The 15,878-nt window shown below is 60.0% G+C and carries 19 protein-coding genes; 11 read left to right on the forward strand and 8 right to left on the reverse strand.

Translation table 11 applies throughout. The annotated features are described in order from the left end of the window. The first annotated feature begins 1 nt into the window (after position 1). The 4 genes from ACW9HX_RS11985 to ACW9HX_RS12000 all read left to right on the forward strand — a co-directional run bounded on the left by ACW9HX_RS11985 (position 2) and on the right by ACW9HX_RS12000 (position 4,895). Positions 2-1,060, forward strand: coding sequence for an alpha-ketoacid dehydrogenase subunit beta (locus tag ACW9HX_RS11985; RefSeq protein ID WP_007952909.1), 1,059 nt, complete (start codon positions 2-4; stop codon positions 1,058-1,060). Next, positions 1,061-2,332 (forward strand): dihydrolipoamide acetyltransferase family protein, encoded by a 1,272-nt coding sequence (locus ACW9HX_RS11990; protein WP_457380771.1) that lies wholly within the window; start codon positions 1,061-1,063, stop codon positions 2,330-2,332. A gap of 4 nt (positions 2,333-2,336) precedes the next feature. Further along, positions 2,337-3,710, forward strand: a complete 1,374-nt coding sequence (lpdA, locus tag ACW9HX_RS11995; RefSeq protein ID WP_457380772.1) for a dihydrolipoyl dehydrogenase — start codon at positions 2,337-2,339, stop codon at positions 3,708-3,710. 165 nt (positions 3,711-3,875) lie between these two features. Then, positions 3,876-4,895, forward strand: coding sequence for a branched-chain amino acid aminotransferase (locus ACW9HX_RS12000; protein ID WP_457380773.1), 1,020 nt, complete (start codon positions 3,876-3,878; stop codon positions 4,893-4,895). Positions 4,896-4,946: 51 nt separating this feature from the next. Here ACW9HX_RS12000 and ACW9HX_RS12005 read toward each other — a convergent pair whose 3' ends face one another. From ACW9HX_RS12005 to ACW9HX_RS12015, 3 genes are all read right to left on the reverse strand, one after another. Beyond that, complete coding sequence (locus ACW9HX_RS12005; RefSeq protein ID WP_457380774.1) at positions 4,947-5,786, reverse strand: TIGR03915 family putative DNA repair protein; 840 nt, start codon at positions 5,784-5,786, stop codon at positions 4,947-4,949. Next, positions 5,783-7,003, reverse strand: a complete 1,221-nt coding sequence (locus tag ACW9HX_RS12010) for a putative DNA modification/repair radical SAM protein (protein ID WP_457380775.1) — start codon at positions 7,001-7,003, stop codon at positions 5,783-5,785. Before ACW9HX_RS12010 ends, ACW9HX_RS12005 begins: the two co-directional genes overlap by 4 nt. Positions 7,004-7,082: 79 nt before the next feature. Continuing rightward, a complete protein-coding gene (locus ACW9HX_RS12015; protein WP_457380776.1) occupies positions 7,083-7,847 on the reverse strand; it encodes an ArsR/SmtB family transcription factor in 765 nt (254 codons plus the stop codon). A gap of 79 nt (positions 7,848-7,926) precedes the next feature. On the opposite strand from ACW9HX_RS12015, the gene ACW9HX_RS12020 reads away from it, so the two are divergent. Beyond that, the gene (locus ACW9HX_RS12020; RefSeq protein ID WP_457380777.1) at positions 7,927-9,027 is read left to right on the forward strand and encodes a cytochrome P450; all 1,101 of its coding nucleotides are present in this window, start codon (positions 7,927-7,929) and stop codon (positions 9,025-9,027) included. On the opposite strand, the gene dmeF is transcribed toward ACW9HX_RS12020, so the two are convergent. Together dmeF and ACW9HX_RS12030 are read right to left on the reverse strand one after the other, a co-directional pair. Next, on the reverse strand, positions 9,024-9,950 hold the full coding sequence (gene dmeF, locus ACW9HX_RS12025; RefSeq protein ID WP_457380778.1) for a CDF family Co(II)/Ni(II) efflux transporter DmeF: 927 nt from the start codon (positions 9,948-9,950) through the stop codon (positions 9,024-9,026). The two genes, ACW9HX_RS12020 and dmeF, sit on opposite strands and share 4 nt — an antisense overlap. A gap of 11 nt (positions 9,951-9,961) precedes the next feature. Further along, positions 9,962-10,237, reverse strand: a complete 276-nt coding sequence (locus ACW9HX_RS12030) for a metal/formaldehyde-sensitive transcriptional repressor (RefSeq protein WP_115078395.1) — start codon at positions 10,235-10,237, stop codon at positions 9,962-9,964. 491 nt (positions 10,238-10,728) lie between these two features. Here ACW9HX_RS12030 and ACW9HX_RS12035 point away from each other — a divergent pair, with 491 nt between their 5' ends. From ACW9HX_RS12035 to ACW9HX_RS12055, 5 genes are all read left to right on the forward strand, one after another. Continuing rightward, positions 10,729-11,100, forward strand: coding sequence for a DUF6124 family protein (locus ACW9HX_RS12035; protein WP_457380779.1), 372 nt, complete (start codon positions 10,729-10,731; stop codon positions 11,098-11,100). 10 nt (positions 11,101-11,110) lie between these two features. Continuing rightward, positions 11,111-11,392, forward strand: a complete 282-nt coding sequence (locus tag ACW9HX_RS12040) for a hypothetical protein (protein ID WP_457380780.1) — start codon at positions 11,111-11,113, stop codon at positions 11,390-11,392. Between the two features lie 209 nt (positions 11,393-11,601). Further along, positions 11,602-12,825, forward strand: a complete 1,224-nt coding sequence (locus tag ACW9HX_RS12045) for a colicin E3/pyocin S6 family cytotoxin (protein WP_457380781.1) — start codon at positions 11,602-11,604, stop codon at positions 12,823-12,825. 15 nt (positions 12,826-12,840) lie between these two features. Further along, complete coding sequence (locus ACW9HX_RS12050) at positions 12,841-13,080, forward strand: pyocin S6 family toxin immunity protein (RefSeq protein WP_236177626.1); 240 nt, start codon at positions 12,841-12,843, stop codon at positions 13,078-13,080. Between the two features lie 27 nt (positions 13,081-13,107). Then, on the forward strand, positions 13,108-13,416 hold the full coding sequence (locus tag ACW9HX_RS12055; RefSeq protein WP_285358414.1) for a hypothetical protein: 309 nt from the start codon (positions 13,108-13,110) through the stop codon (positions 13,414-13,416). A 70-nt stretch (positions 13,417-13,486) separates the two neighbouring features. Here ACW9HX_RS12055 and ACW9HX_RS12060 read toward each other — a convergent pair whose 3' ends face one another. Together ACW9HX_RS12060 and ACW9HX_RS12065 are read right to left on the reverse strand one after the other, a co-directional pair. Continuing rightward, complete coding sequence (locus tag ACW9HX_RS12060) at positions 13,487-13,897, reverse strand: hypothetical protein (protein ID WP_085746050.1); 411 nt, start codon at positions 13,895-13,897, stop codon at positions 13,487-13,489. A 42-nt stretch (positions 13,898-13,939) separates the two neighbouring features. Beyond that, positions 13,940-14,278 (reverse strand): FKBP-type peptidyl-prolyl cis-trans isomerase, encoded by a 339-nt coding sequence (locus ACW9HX_RS12065; RefSeq protein WP_007952931.1) that lies wholly within the window; start codon positions 14,276-14,278, stop codon positions 13,940-13,942. A 141-nt stretch (positions 14,279-14,419) separates the two neighbouring features. Here ACW9HX_RS12065 and ACW9HX_RS12070 point away from each other — a divergent pair, with 141 nt between their 5' ends. Continuing rightward, on the forward strand, positions 14,420-15,505 hold the full coding sequence (locus tag ACW9HX_RS12070; RefSeq protein WP_457380782.1) for a diguanylate cyclase domain-containing protein: 1,086 nt from the start codon (positions 14,420-14,422) through the stop codon (positions 15,503-15,505). Between the two features lie 3 nt (positions 15,506-15,508). On the opposite strand, the gene ACW9HX_RS12075 is transcribed toward ACW9HX_RS12070, so the two are convergent. Continuing rightward, entirely contained in the window at positions 15,509-15,817 is a 309-nt protein-coding gene (locus tag ACW9HX_RS12075; RefSeq protein ID WP_457380783.1) for an RcnB family protein, read from the reverse strand. Positions 15,818-15,878: the final 61 nt, after the last annotated feature.

Raw genomic sequence — 15,878 nt, forward strand, 5'->3', positions numbered from 1 at the left:
CATGAACGATCACAACAACAATATTCAGTTGGAAACCGCCATGACCACGACCACCATGACCATGATCCAGGCCCTGCGCTCGGCCATGGATGTGATGCTTGAGCGTGACGACAACGTTGTGGTGTTCGGCCAGGACGTCGGCTACTTCGGCGGCGTGTTCCGCTGCACCGAAGGCCTGCAGACCAAGTACGGCACCTCGCGGGTGTTCGACGCGCCGATCTCCGAAAGCGGCATCGTCGGTGTCGCCGTGGGCATGGGCGCCTACGGCTTGCGTCCGGTCGCCGAGATCCAGTTCGCCGACTACGTGTATCCAGCGTCCGACCAGATCATTTCCGAAGCCGCGCGTCTGCGTTATCGCTCGGCCGGTGAGTTCACCGCCCCGATGACCCTGCGCATGCCTTGCGGCGGCGGCATCTACGGCGGCCAGACCCACAGCCAGAGCATCGAGGCGATGTTCACTCAGGTCTGCGGCCTGCGCACTGTCATGCCCTCCAACCCGTATGACGCCAAAGGCCTGCTGATCGCCTCCATCGAAAACGATGACCCGGTGATCTTCCTTGAGCCAAAACGCCTGTACAACGGCCCGTTCGACGGCCACCACGACCGCCCGGTGACCCCGTGGTCGAAACACCCCGCCGCACAAGTGCCGGACGGTTATTACACCGTGCCGCTGGACGTTGCCGCGATCACTCGTCCGGGCAAGGACGTGACCGTGCTGACCTACGGCACCACCGTGTACGTGTCGCAAGTCGCCGCCGAAGAATCAGGTGTGGACGCTGAAGTCATTGACCTGCGCAGCCTGTGGCCGCTGGACCTGGAAACCATCGTCAAATCCGTGAAGAAAACCGGCCGTTGCGTGGTGGTTCACGAAGCCACCCGCACCTGCGGTTTCGGCGCCGAGCTGGTGTCGCTGGTGCAAGAGCATTGCTTCCACCACCTGGAAGCGCCGATCGAACGCGTCACCGGTTGGGACACCCCCTACCCGCACGCGCAAGAGTGGGCGTATTTCCCTGGGCCGTCCCGAGTGGGCGCGGCGCTGAAACGGGTCATGGAGGTCTGAATGGGCACGCACGTTATCAAGATGCCGGACATCGGCGAAGGCATCGCAGAAGTAGAACTGTCGCAGTGGCACGTCAAGGTCGGCGATCTGGTCGTTGAAGATCAGGTGCTGGCGGATGTGATGACCGACAAGGCGATGGTCGACATTCCGTCGCCGGTCCACGGCAAGGTGATTGCACTCGGCGGTCAGCCGGGCGAAGTCATGGCGGTCGGCAGTGTGCTGATCAGCATCGAAGTCGAAGGCGCAGGCAATCTGAAGGAGTCCGACAAACCGGCGCCTGTTGCGGCAAAAGAAACACCTGTCGCACCAAAAGTTGAAGCTGTCGTTGAAAGCAAACCCGCCGCGCCCCGTACGGCTCCGGTTTGCCAGGGCCCAATGGTTGCCCGCGAAGCCAATGAGCGTCCGCTGGCCTCGCCGGCCGTGCGCAAACATGCGTTGGATCTGGGCATTCAATTGCGTCTGGTGCGCGGTTCCGGCCCGGCCGGTCGCGTGTTGCACGAAGACCTCGACGCCTACCTGGCGCAAGGTCAGTCGAACGCTTCGGCGCCGGCAGCCGCCGCTTACGCCCAGCGTAACGACGAAGAACAGATTCAGGTTATCGGCATGCGCCGCAAGATTGCCCAGCGCATGCAGGACGCGACTCAACGTGCCGCGCACTTCAGTTATGTCGAGGAAATCGACGTCACCGCGATCGAAGAGCTGCGCGCCCACCTGAACGAAAAACACGGCGCCAGCCGTGGCAAGTTGACCTTGCTGCCGTTCCTGGTACGTGCGCTGGTCGTCGCCCTGCGCGACTTCCCGCAGATGAATGCCCGCTACGACGACGAAGCCCAGGTCATCACCCGCCTCGGCGCGGTGCATGTCGGCGTCGCCACCCAAAGCGACGTCGGCCTGATGGTGCCGGTGGTGCGTCACGCCGAGGCGCGCAGCCTGTGGGACAGCGCGGCGGAAATCTCCCGCCTCGCCACCGCCGCCCGCAATGGCAAGGCCAGCCGCGATGAACTGTCCGGCTCGACCATCACTCTGACCAGCCTCGGCGCCCTTGGCGGCATCGTCAGCACCCCGGTGCTGAACCTGCCGGAAGTGGCCATCGTCGGCGTCAACAAAATCGTCGAACGCCCGATGGTCGTCAAAGGCCAGGTGGTGATCCGCAAGATGATGAACCTCTCCAGCTCCTTCGATCACCGCGTGGTCGATGGCATGGACGCGGCGCTCTTCATCCAGGCCATTCGTGGCCTGCTCGAACAACCCGCGACCCTGTTTGTGGAGTGATGGCATGCAAACTCTGAACACCACGCTGCTGATCATCGGCGGCGGCCCTGGCGGTTACGTGACGGCGATTCGTGCCGGGCAGCTGGGCATTTCGACCATTCTGGTCGAGGGTGAATCGCTGGGCGGCACCTGCCTGAACATCGGCTGCATTCCGTCGAAAGCGCTGATTCATGTGGCCGAACAGTTTCACCAGACTCAACATCACAATCAGCATTCGGCACTGGGCATCAGCGTTTCTGCGCCGACACTCGACATCACCAAGAGCGTCGAGTGGAAGGACGGCATCGTCGATCGCCTGACCACTGGCGTCGCCGCGTTGTTGAAGAAGAACAAGGTCCAGGTCATCAACGGCTGGGCCAAGGTCATCGACGGCAAGACTGTGGAAGTCGGCGACACCCGCATCCAGTGCGAGCATCTGGTGCTGGCCACCGGCTCGAAAAGCGTCAACCTGCCGATGCTGCCGATTGGCGGGCCGATCATTTCGTCGACCGAAGCACTGGCGCCAAAGTCAGTGCCAAAGCGCCTGATCGTGGTCGGGGGTGGTTACATCGGTCTGGAGCTGGGCATTGCCTATCGCAAGCTCGGCGCCGAGGTCAGTGTGGTCGAGGCGCAGGATCGCATCCTGCCGGCCTACGACGCCGAACTGACCCAACCGGTGCACGAAGCGCTGAAGCAACTGGGCGTGAAGCTATACCTCAAGCACAGCGTGCTGGGCTTCGACGGCACGTTGCAGGTGCGCGATCCGAACGGGGACACCCTGAACCTGGAAACCGATCAGGTACTGGTGGCTGTCGGTCGCAAACCCAATACCCAAGGCTGGAACCTTGAAGCGCTGAATCTGGACATGAACGGCTCGGCAATCAAGATCGACAGCCGCTGCCAGACCAGCATGCGCAACGTCTACGCCATTGGCGACCTGAGCGGCGAGCCGATGCTGGCCCACCGCGCCATGGCCCAGGGCGAGATGGTTGCCGAGCTGATCAGCGGCAAGACCCGCGAATTCAACCCAACTGCCATCGCCGCCGTGTGCTTCACCGACCCGGAACTGGTGGTCGTCGGCAAGACGCCGGACGAAGCCAAGGCTGCGGGACTGGACTGCATCGTGTCGAACTTCCCGTTCGCGGCCAATGGCCGGGCGATGACCCTGGAATCTAAAACCGGCTTCGTGCGAGTGGTCGCCCGTCGGGACAATCATGTGATTGTCGGCTGGCAGGCGGTGGGTGTCGGGGTGTCGGAGCTGTCGACCGCGTTCGCGCAAAGCCTGGAAATGGGTGCGAGACTGGAAGACATCGGCGGCACCATCCACGCGCACCCGACGCTGGGCGAAGCGGTGCAGGAAGCGGCGTTGCGTGCCCTTGGGCATGCGTTGCACCTGTAAAAGCCAGAAGAGGGGGAGTTTTTTCATAAGCAGGCTAATAAATCTGCTGCTCCCCCCATCGCCCGGGCTGCGAAACCGCTCAAGAATGAAGTATTGTTGTGCCCATCCAAAAAAACGTCAGAAGCCTTGAACCGTTTCGACGGTTGTTAAGTGATAGAGGGTGTCATGGGTAACGAAAGCATCAATTGGGACAAGCTGGGTTTTGATTACATCAAGACCGATAAACGCTATCTGTCGTACTTTCGCAATGGCGAGTGGGACAAAGGCACCCTGACCGAAGACAACGTGCTGCACATCAGCGAAGGCTCTACTGCCCTTCACTATGGCCAGCAATGCTTCGAAGGCCTGAAGGCCTATCGTTGCAAGGACGGCTCGATCAACCTGTTCCGTCCGGACCAGAACGCCGCGCGCATGCAACGCAGCTGCGCCCGCCTGCTGATGCCGCATGTGTCCACCGAGCAATTCATCGAAGCGTGCAAGGACGTGGTTCGCGCCAACGAGCGCTTCATCCCGCCTTACGGCACCGGCGGCGCGCTGTACCTGCGTCCGTTCGTGATCGGCGTGGGTGACAACATCGGCGTGCGTACCGCACCGGAGTTCATCTTCTCGGTGTTCGCGATCCCGGTCGGCGCCTACTTCAAGGGTGGCCTGACCCCGCACAACTTCCAGATCTCCAGCTTCGACCGCGCCGCGCCACAAGGCACCGGTGCCGCCAAGGTCGGTGGTAACTACGCTGCCAGCCTGATGCCGGGCTCCCAGGCCAAGAAAGCGCACTTCGCTGACGCCATCTACCTGGATCCGCTGACCCACAAGAAGATCGAGGAAGTCGGTTCGGCCAACTTCTTCGGGATCACCCACGACAACAAGTTCGTGACCCCGAACTCGCCGTCGGTACTGCCGGGCATCACCCGTCTGTCCCTGATCGAACTGGCCAAGTCCCGTCTGGGCATGGAAGTGGTCGAAGGCGACGTGTTCATCGACAAGCTGTCGGACTTCAAGGAAGCCGGTGCTTGCGGTACCGCTGCGGTGATCACCCCGATCGGCGGCATCAGCTACAACGACCACCTGCACGTGTTCCACAGCGAAACCGAAGTCGGCCCTGTGACCCAGAAGCTCTACAAAGAGCTGACCGGCGTGCAAACCGGCGACGTCGAAGCGCCAGCAGGCTGGATCGTCAAGGTTTGATCTGACGGCCAGATGTACAAAAGCCCCCATCGAGTGATCGATGGGGGCTTTTTATTCGCCTCGCTCGCTGGCCTTCATGGCAATCCGCTTGCCCCCACGACCGGCAATCCCGCTCGCCTGCCCGTTCTGCTGCTTCCCCATGCGCGCCTGGGTAATCAATCCGGGGATCAATTCGCCCTCCGGCAGATTCTTCCAGAAGCGCATGGGCAAATGCCCCTGCATGACCTTCTCGTTCAACCGCGCCGGGTTGAAGATATGGCTGTAGTAAGCCAGCCACAACTCACCCTGCGGATCATCAAGGTTCTGCGCCAGTTGCTGCCATTCCACCGGACACTGGCGATGATGAATCAACTGTTCTCCATCGTAGTAAACCCCGTCGCGCGGCGTCGCGATCAGCCAACGATGGCGCCCCATGCGTCCGATGAAGTGTTCGCTGGCGCTGTGCAGGATGTCGTGGGCCGGCTCGTGCCACGCCACATATTGCGGGCCGGGCAACTCTGTTGGGCGCTCGATGAAACGCACGAATGCATGCAAATGATGGGCTTCGCGCTGCACTTGTTTGATCCGCCGCTGCAACTCGCTGCCGAGTTTGTCGCCGGCCATCATTGCCGTGCGATCACCGTGGCTGACTCGCCACAGCACTTCATACAAAAGGCTCCAGCGTTGATCGCCACGATATCGCGACGATTGTTCCAGGGTGTCGAGCAACGCACGCGGAATCCGCGCCTGAAAGGGTCCCTGCCCTTCAGGCACCGACACGTCACTGGCAAACAGATCACTCACGCCTTCCGACGCCCAGCTCACCAGACTCGGATCGATTTCATGGCTGAGCAGCCAGCGCGCCTGCTGGCGCCAGGTGTCGAACAGATCGTCGCAATCGAGGTTGATCATCCCCACAACCCCATCTGTTGTGGCATCGGCCGGTCGCGCAGTTGCTGATAGAGCATCTGACTGGTGACCTCGGCCTGTTGCGGGTGGTAATCGCTGGTGATGATGAATGGCTTGGCCTTGGCCAGCACACAGCGCATGCGTGCCACGTCCTCGTAGCGGATGCGCCGTTGTTGGCGCAGCGCCACCAATCGCTCGGTGGTACGCAAGCCGATGCCGGGGATGCGCGAGATCAACGCCGGTTCGGCACGATTGAGGTCCAGCGGAAACACCTCCCGGTTCTGCAACGCCCAGGCCAGCTTCGGATCAATGTCCAGCGCCAGATTGCCCGGCCCGTTGAGCAACTCACCGGCGCTGTAGCCATAACTGCGCAACAGGAAATCAGCCTGATACAAGCGGTGCTCACGCATCAGCGGAGGTGCGGCCAGCGGCACGCTTTTCGGGCTGTCGGGAATCGGGCTGAACGCCGAGTAATAGACCCGGCGCAGGCGGAAGTTGCCGTACAACGCCTGAGCGCTGTGCAGAATCGTGCTGTCGTCGGTGTCATCGGCGCCCACGATCATTTGCGTGCTCTGCCCGGCCGGGGCGAACTTCGGTGCGCGGGGTTCGTTGAGTACGGTCTGCACGCCGGTGTAGATGGTGTTCATGGCTTGCTTGATCGAGCCGATCTGCTTCTCCGGCGCCAGCGTCTGCAGGCTGGCATCGGTGGGCAATTCGATGTTGACGCTCAAGCGGTCGGCATAGCGCCCGGCTTCTTCAATCAGGGCCGGATCGGCTTCGGGGATGGTCTTGAGATGGATGTAGCCACGGAATTCATGTTCTTCGCGCAACAGCTTCGCAACGCGCACCAGTTGTTCCATGGTGTAGTCCGCCGAACGAATGATTCCCGAGCTGAGAAACAACCCGCTGACGCAATTGCGCCGGTAGAAATCCAGCGTCAGCGTGACCACTTCCTCTGGCGTGAAACGCGCACGCGGCACGTCGCTGGAGCGCCGGTTGACGCAGTATTGGCAATCGTAGAGACAGAAATTGGTCAGCAAAACCTTGAGCAGCGACACACAGCGCCCGTCCGGCGTGTAGCTGTGGCAGATGCCCATGCCGTCGGTCGAACCCAGCCCGCTCTTGCCCTCGGAGCTGCGCTTGGGCGCGCCACTGCTGGCGCAGGAGGCGTCGTACTTGGCGGCGTCGGCGAGGATACTGAGCTTGTCGATGAGTTGCATGGCACGGACCTTATACTGTTCGCATATACAGTATAGAGTCCGCCCACGGGCCACAAGCCGTAAAACGACCCTTCGTCAGTCAGGCTTGTTGCGCTCGGCCGTCAACCGCCACGGTGGAGGATTTACGCACTGGGACAGGCTGCATCGCTTCGGGCCATTTCACCCCGAATCGCACCGCCATCTCCTTACGCCCCACCGCCGTCAAAGTAAGCGCCCGACTGTCCAGATCCTGCGTCACCCATTTGCGCTTCAACGCGGTCTGCAACAGCGACGCTCCAAGTGATCCACCCAGATGAGGCCGACGCATGCTCCAGTCCAGGCACGGGCAGGCAAAGCGTCGGCGCAAGGTCGACAGATCCCTGACCTCAACCCCCAAACCTTCGAACAGCGCTTCTCCACTCTCGCTCAAGCGGTACGCCTGCTCATCGGTCTCCACCAGCCAACCACCCTCCAGCAACCGGTCATGCAGCAGCACTGCCAGCGTGCCGGCCATGTGGTCGTAGCAAGTACGGGCGAATTGCAGGCGATCCGGCGTGTGCGGTTTAAAGGTTGGCGCGGGGTTCTGGCCAATCACCATCAGCGCTTCGAGGGCCTGGGCCACACGCTTGTCGGCGAGGCTGTAATAACGGTGGCGGCCCTGCACGTGCAGGCGCACCAATGCCAGGTCCTTGAGTTTGGCCAGGTGCGCACTGGCGGTCGAGGCGCTGACGTCGGCAATGGTCGCCAGCTCCGTGGCGGTGCGGGCGTGGCCGTCCATCAGCGAGCACAACATTTTGGTTCGCGCCGGCTCCGCGATGGCGGCGGCCACTTGCGAGACGCCGATGTCTTGATGTTCTGCGTGCATATTTCGCTCCCGGACGAATCATCGCCCTCAAGGACTGGAGATAGTAGCAACACTTTTCCCACCGACAAGGTTGCGATCCATGGACCCGATCATCGCTGCGACTCACCCCGATCCCTACTCCTACTACGCCGAACTGCGCGCGGCGGGCGGGCTGAGCTTTCATCACGGACTGAAACTGTGGGTCGCCAGCAGCGCCCGGGCGGTTTGCGCGGTGCTGGCGCATCCGGATTGCCGAGTGCGTCCGGAGCAGGAGCCGGTGCCCAAAGCCATCGTCGACGGCATGGCGGGCAAGGTGTTCGGTCAGTTGATGCGTATGAATGACGGCGAAGCTCAGCGCTGCCCACGTTCGGCCATTGAGCCGACGCTGGGGTTTATCAATGACGAAGAAGTCAGGGCACTGGTCGCCGCACGGTTGATCACAAACGATGCCGACGGCTTATATAAGGCAATGTTTCGCGGTCCAGTGTGCGTGGTTGCCGCTTTGCTCGGCTTCACTCCCGGTCAAGCGCGGGCGATCAGTGAGCTGACCGCGGATTTTGCAGCGTGCCTGTCGCCGCTGAGCAATGATCTGCAACTGGCGGCAGCCCATCGAGCGGCAGAGCAATTGCACGGTTACTTCATTGAATTACTGGCAGATCCGAACACGTTTCTCGTCGACATCCAACAGCGCTTTTCAGGCGAAGAAGACGTGCTGATCGCCAACCTTATCGGCCTTTGCTCGCAGACCTTTGAAGCTACCGCCGGCCTGATCGGCAATGCGCTGGTGGCGTTGCAGCGTCAGCCGGAATTACGCGACGTGTCAGTCGATTCGCTGCTGGCCGAAGTGCAGCGGTTCGATCCTTCGGTGCAGAACACCCGGCGTTTTGTCGCGAACACCTGCGAAATCGACGGCGTGCGCTTTGAAGCAGGCGACGTGATTCTGGTGTTGCTCGCCTCCGCCAATCGCGACCCGGCGCTGAATGAAAATCCGGATCAGTTTCTGCCGGATCGCCCGAACCGCCGCAGCTTCACGTTCGGCAGCGGCCGGCATCAATGCCCGGGGCAAAGGTTGGCGCTGACCATTGCCAGCGCCACCGTCGGTGAAATCCTCGCCCATGACATCGACTTGAAGCGGTTCGCCTGGCATTACCGCCCTTCGCTGAACGGGCGAATCCCGCTGTTCAGCGAGATACAGCCTTAAGCGTTGCGCAATTCGATGGTCAGGTGCGACAACTCATGCACAGGCGCCAGTCGCTCGCGAATCGCTTCTGCCGTGACGCCAGCAGCCGCCACCACACTGACAATCGCCGCCCGCGCCTGCGGCCCCACCTGCCAGACGTGCAAATCGCTGATGCGCACGTCGTCGGAGGTTTCCAGCAGTTCACGGATCTCCTCGGCCACCGGTTCATCGGTGGTGTCGAGCAGCACGGCGGCGCTGTCGCGCATCAGGTTCCAGGCCCATTTGGCGATGACGATGGAACCGACGATGCCCATCACCGGGTCCATCCACACCCAGCCCAGATAGCGACCGGCAAGCAGCGCGGCAATCGCCAGCACCGACGTCAATGCGTCCGCCAATACGTGCACGTAGGCTGAACGCAGGTTGTTGTCGTGATGGTGGTGATGGCCATGATCGTGGCTATGGCCGTGGTCATGATGACCGTGATTGCCGGCCAGCAGAAAAGCGCTAAGCAGGTTGACGCCCAGACCGACCACGGCGATCAAGGTTGCTTCACCGAACGCCACACTGGTGGGCTCGAACAGGCGAAAAATCGACTCCCCGGCAATCCCCAGCGACACCAGCCCCAGCACCATGGCCGAGGCAAAACCCGCCAGATCGCCGACCTTGCCGGTGCCGAAACTGTAGCGTCGGTTGTTGGCGTTGCGCCGGGCAAAGCCATAGGCCGCCGCCGCGATGCCCAAGGCGCCAGCGTGGGTCGCCATGTGGAAACCGTCGGCCAGCAGTGCCATGGAACCGGTGAGGTAACCGGCAGCAATTTCGCCGATCATCATCACGAACGTCAGCGCCACCACCCACAAGGTGCGGCGGGCGTTGTCGTCATGGGACGCGCCGAGGAACTGGTGGTCGTGGGAAAAGTCGTCAGAGCGAGTCGTCAGATTCATGGTGTCGGTGCTCACTTGGAATAACGGCGGATGGCTTGCAACAACTCTTCCACGCCTTGGGCGCGGGCTTCATCACTGAGATCGGGACGGGCGACATGCTCGCGGGCGTGGGCCTCGATGAACTGCTCCATCAAACCATTGACCGCGCCGCGAATCGCCGCCATCAGGTGCAACGTTTTGGCACAATCAGCCTCGGACTCCAGCGCCCGCTCAACCGCCTGAACCTGCCCGGCAATGCGCCGGACCCGGTTGAGCAACTCGCCTTTGTGTTCGTGCGTGTGCGACATACTTATACCCCCTACCCCTATATGGCGAGCATGGTCGCTGTTCCGACCGGAAGGGGCAAGGCCAATTTTGGGTTGGGAGATAAACGGATGACTTCAGCCTACGCAGCCCCCCTGTGGGAGCGAGCTTGCTCGCGATGGCGGACTGAAAAATGACGCATCATTTTGCCCCCATCCGGGAGGCTACATTGCCTTGCGCCTTTGCCTACAACTACGCCAGAATCCGCCGGCTTGTGCGGTTTGGGGCCTGCCCGTAACTTGATTCGCATCACTGAATGGTCAGTGAACGGGTTTAGTCGCTCGGGAACCACAAACCATGCACAAGCTCCATCCAGTCAGATATTTCACATATCTGCACTCTATGGCGGCTGTGCGCAGGGCACCCTCGGGTGCACCGGGTTTGGTGGGTTCCCCGGTCGACTAACCTGTGTACAGCTGCCACCTCACTGTTTAGTCGCAAGGTGGTGTCAGCATCATTTAAGGGATACCCCCAAATGTTCAAACCTACGCCTAATCCACCAGAAACTGACTTACCATCCGAATCCGACCCAACCTCTCCCTATTCCACAACCGACTCAAAAAAACTCCACGAAGCCGCCGAGCGCGCCCTCGACCATTACCTGAAACCCACCGCCCCGAAACAGCACTGCCCCGGCCGCATGTTCCTCATCGCACCCCACATCGATCAACATGCCTTGCTGGCCCACGCCTGCGAATCGATGGCTTCGGCCGGCGTGATGCTCAGCGACTTCGCCGCGCTGCTGGACCCGCCCTACCGCAGCACCGTCCTGGGCATCGCCCAAGTGGTGATGTGTGGCGAACTCGCCGTGAACCGGGCGCTGGACACTCTCGATGCCACGACCTGAGGAACACTCCATGGAAAGCAAATCCGATGCACACGTCGTCGCCGCCCTGATCTCCATCGGCCTCAACGAAAAAGACAGCCAATGGGCCCAGAAAGCCTGTCTGCTACTGCTCGAGAGCGAACGGAAATCCATCGTCAGCGCCGCCCTCACCGCCCTCGTCCAGATTGCCCGGGAAAATGGCGAACTGGACCGCAACCGCCTGCTGCCGGCACTCGCCAGCGTAAAACGCAGATTCCCAAGCCTGACCGGTACGGTTGCCGCGACGCTGGATGAGATGGCAATGGCTGCGTAATACCCGGGGCGCAAGGCAAGAAAAAACCCGCAGCCTCCGTTGAGGGAGGCTGCGGGTTTTGTGTTTACAACTCATAAGAAATCGCTCCACGGATCTTGCCGAGAGCGTCATTTTGTAACAACCGCTTGAGCTTCAGAACCGTCCTACATCTTTCAAATGCTCATTCAGATAGCGTTCCCAACGCTTTAAAAGTTGGAACAAGGACGCTCATGGCTCGAAAATCAGATATTCCCCGAATACAAAATCCCCCCTCAGGCGACGGGCACCACATCACTACCCGCTACATGACTGCTACCGAACTGGCAGAGCAGGACGCCAGACAAAAAAAGTACGACGAGATGCAGGCCAGGCAACAAGCCTACGAAGATCGCTTTCTTCGGCAGTTTCAACAACCGAATCAACACAGCGCCCTAGGGTGTGTATTTACCAAGAGCTGCAACCTCCCCGACGGCGTCATCAACCATGAAAGCCCCGCAGGGTTTATCCCGGTCGAACGACTGGCTGACTTTGGAGCATTCACCTTGCTCGGTGGCCGCGAATTAGACGCGGCGGGAAATATCACCCTCAAAAGAATAGGTGGTGCCAAGTTACCGTCTGCTATAGGCACGCTTCTCTTGGGAGGCTCGGCTTCTATTGGCACCAGCACAAGCGCCATATCCAGTGTGGGCGCAATCACGGGCGGTGTTGCCGCAGGTGCTTTGGCGGGCATGGTTGCACTTTTGTGGCCATCCAATCTTGGTGACAGTTCACTCTATACCGAAGAACAGCTCAGATCGCTGAAGGAAGGCCGAACACGTATTCGACTACAGGTAGAGCAACAGCCCGATGGCAGTCTCAAAGGGTACGGGTACAACACTCAAAAGCGTCCTGACTGGGAAATGATTCCGGTTGTGCAGTTCACCGCCCAAGGCTCTCGCCAAGTGGCTGACTTTGGCAATGGTGCCACTTTGACCTGGACGCCTGCCGTCGATCCATCCAGCACCACGGGCATCCCACCGCTGGAAGGTGCCCCGCAAACACCGACTATCTGGATTTATCCGCCGACTGAGCAAGCAGACAAAATCATCGTCAACCCGATCTATCCGCCGGAGTACGAGGATTTCATCCTTGTGTTTCCGGCTGACTCCGGGGTGCAGCCTCTGTATGTTGTGCTCTCCAGGCCAGCACTGGGCGGTGATATCAAATACCACAGGCCCCCGCGCACACTGCCCGCATTCCCGGATGCCCAACCAGTCAAATCAAAAAGCAGCGTTCAGGGTGGAGGAGGCAAGCGAAGCCGCTGGAAGGACCGGAAGGGGCGAATATATGAATGGGATAGCAAGACTGGCGCTATTGAGCTTTACAACAAACAAGGCAAACACCTTGGTGAATTCAACCACGAAACCGGTGAACAAATAGATCCCGCAGATCCCGAGAGATCTACCCCGAAGTAATACAGGAGGCTTTTAATGTTTTTATGGATAAGTGGCTTTTTGAAAGGTGATGAAGAGGACGACTCTTTGAAGTTTGAACTGACGGTGAAGCCTGAGGCAGAAGCTGCGGTTTTAGCGTTGCTGGGTTGGGAAAGCCTGGAAGAAAGCGAGGCCGGAGAATGGTTATTGAATGAAGGTCAGGTCCGGCAAATTGCGTCAGTCCTTAATGAACACCTACCAACTGAACTAGATCTTTTTATCGGGGTTCGGGAATAGTTGAGTCTTTCCTATCAAGAACCAACAGTGAACCACGATGAAGCAGTGAGGCTTCTTGAAAGCGGCGTAGAAAGGAATGTTGTCGCTGGATTGATTTCTATTGGCTTGAACGAATCAGACAGAATCTGGGCTCAGCAAACCTGCCTGAAGTATTTCGCCAGCAGCAATGAGTCGGTTCTCACCTCTGCCATTACCGCTCTCGGCCACGTTGCTCGAAGACACTGCGAGCTGGACAAAGACATTGCCTTTGCAGCGCTGGAGGAGGTAAAGACAAGATTCCCCTCGCTGGAAGGCGTGATCGCAGACACGCTTGACGATATTGAGGCATTTACCTGATTTAAAGCCCTTGCAGGACGTTGTGATCAGGGTTTTCCCTCATCACAACGGGTTTTGTGTGCAGACGCAATCACCGCCGAAAGTCAGACAGAATGAAAGGCGTATGCCCCCTCAAGTAAGCCTCGACCTCCTCCAGCGAGTGCAGTCCGTCGCTCGAAGAAACAACGGAGCCTTGAACATCTTGTCGAGTCAGGGTCACGGTATAAATCCCCTCTTCCTCCAGCAGAACGCCGGTGAATCTGACCTGTTGCCCGTCTTCTTCTGCGAAGGAAGTCGCTGTAAGGCTTCCAGACGCAAGCGTCGTCGTCACACGATCCTTGAGCACTTTGCGCTTTGCCATCAGTTCCCTGGCCACAACCCAAGTGCCAACCCCCACAGCAGCGTTGAGCACAGCCATATACCCGTAAGACCAGCGCCCGTGCGACGAGTGTTTCTCGCCCAACCACTCGGCAATCTGAGAAATCATGTGCCACACGTCCATGTGCTAATCCCTGAATGCGATCATCAATTCTGCACGCCGGATTCAATCCTCCCGCGTCAAAACCTCAAGCAACTCAATCTCAAACACCAGATTCGAATTCGGCGGGATCTTGCCCATCGTCCGCTCGCCGTAACCCAGATGCGCCGGCACCAGCAGTTTGCGTTTGCCGCCGACCTGCATGCCCATGATCCCTTGGTCCCAGCCCTTGATCACGCGGCCCGTGCCGATCACGCACTGGAACGGCTTGCCCCGGCTCCAGGAGGAGTCGAACTCGGTACCGTCTTCCAGCCAACCGGTGTATTGGGTGGTGATCAATGCGCCTTTGACGGCGGCTTTTCCGTCGCCGGGCTGAAGATCGATTATCTGCAGTTCATCATTCATAACATTCACTCTATTGTTCCGCTGGCCGCCGTTTTCCCAGAAATGCCGGCCATTGGCAACCGTTTGACCCCACGTTGGCCGTGATGGATGATGGCCACCCGCTACCAATCCCGATCGATACGCCATGACAGCACCGCTTGAATGACTCAACTCTGGATCAGTTTCGCCATTGCGGTTGTGTCGATGGTCGTGATCGCCGTGCTGATTCGTCGCGAGCGCGCCCTGCGTCGGCAACTTGCCGAATACCGTGAATTGCTCACTCGCGCCACCGAAGGCCAGAACATCCACCAGGATGGCGATGCCGAACGCTTCAAGCGCAGCCAGTATTTCACCCGGATCGGCACCTGGGATTGGGAGGTCGACACTGACCGCCTCTATTGGTCGGACGCGATCTTCGGCATGTTCGGCTTCAAGATCGGCGAGGTGACGCCCTCCTACGCCTTGTTCTGCTCCTGCGTCCACCCGGACGACCGCGCCAAGGTGCGCGCCGGGGAATTGCGCTGTCTGGAAACCGGTGAGAACCACGACGAGGAATACCGCGTGGTCTGGCCCGACGGCACGATTCGCTGGCTGCGGGAAACCGGCAACGTGGTGAAGAATGACCACGACGCAATGATCAAGATGATGGGCGTGGTGCGCGACATTACCGAAGAAAAGGCCTCCGCCAGCTACCTCCAGCACCTGGCCCACTTCGACCCGCTGACCGGTTTGCCCAATCGGCTGGTGCTGGAAGAACGCCTGTCGGAAGCGCTGGAACATGCGCGTGCCACCACGACTCGGGTGGCGCTGATATTCGTCGACCTCAACGGTTTCAAAGCCATCAACGACCGCTACGGCCACGCCGCCGGCGACCGCGTTCTGATCACCACCGCCACGCGTCTGAAACGCATCCTGCGGGTCAGCGACACCGTCGCCCGGATCGGCGGCGACGAGTTCGTGGTCATCCTCCAGGGCCTGGCCCCCGGCCTCAATCTACAAGACGAAGCCCGCAACATCTGCCAGAAAATCTTCATCGAACTGTCCCCGCCAATCACCATCGGCAACGACCAACGCCACATCGGCACCAGCCTCGGCGTGGCGGTATTCCCCGACCATGCGCCGACCATGGACCGGCTGCTGCACATTGCGGATCTGGCGATGTATGAGGCCAAGCGCAGTGGGAACAATCAGTATCGGTTGGGTGGCGAAAGCCCGGTGCGGGCAAGTGCACCGGGATTTGGAATGTGACCGTTAACGCTCCACCGGCTTGATATCCACAATCGTCCCGTTGGTGATCATCACCATCACGTACTTGTCGTTCATCTGCACCCACTGCGCCTGAGGATCAGGTTGTTTGAGGCCTTTCTGTTTCCAGTTCTTGATGGCTTTTTCGCTGCGCTGGTAGATGTCCGGAGCACGGTCGTTGACCTTCAGTTCGCGGCCGTCGGTGGGCGAGCGTTCGACGGTGTCGGTCGAGGGTTGCGCCGCTTGAACGAGCGGGCTGATCCCGGCGATGCCGGCGACGAGGGCCAGGCTTGCGATCAGGGTCTTGTTGTTCATCGGTGAACCTCCTTCAGATGTGTGATACCTGAACTCCGACTGCGGGGTTCTGGAATCATTC

This window comes from Pseudomonas sp. SDO52101_S400 (genome assembly GCF_054071635.1).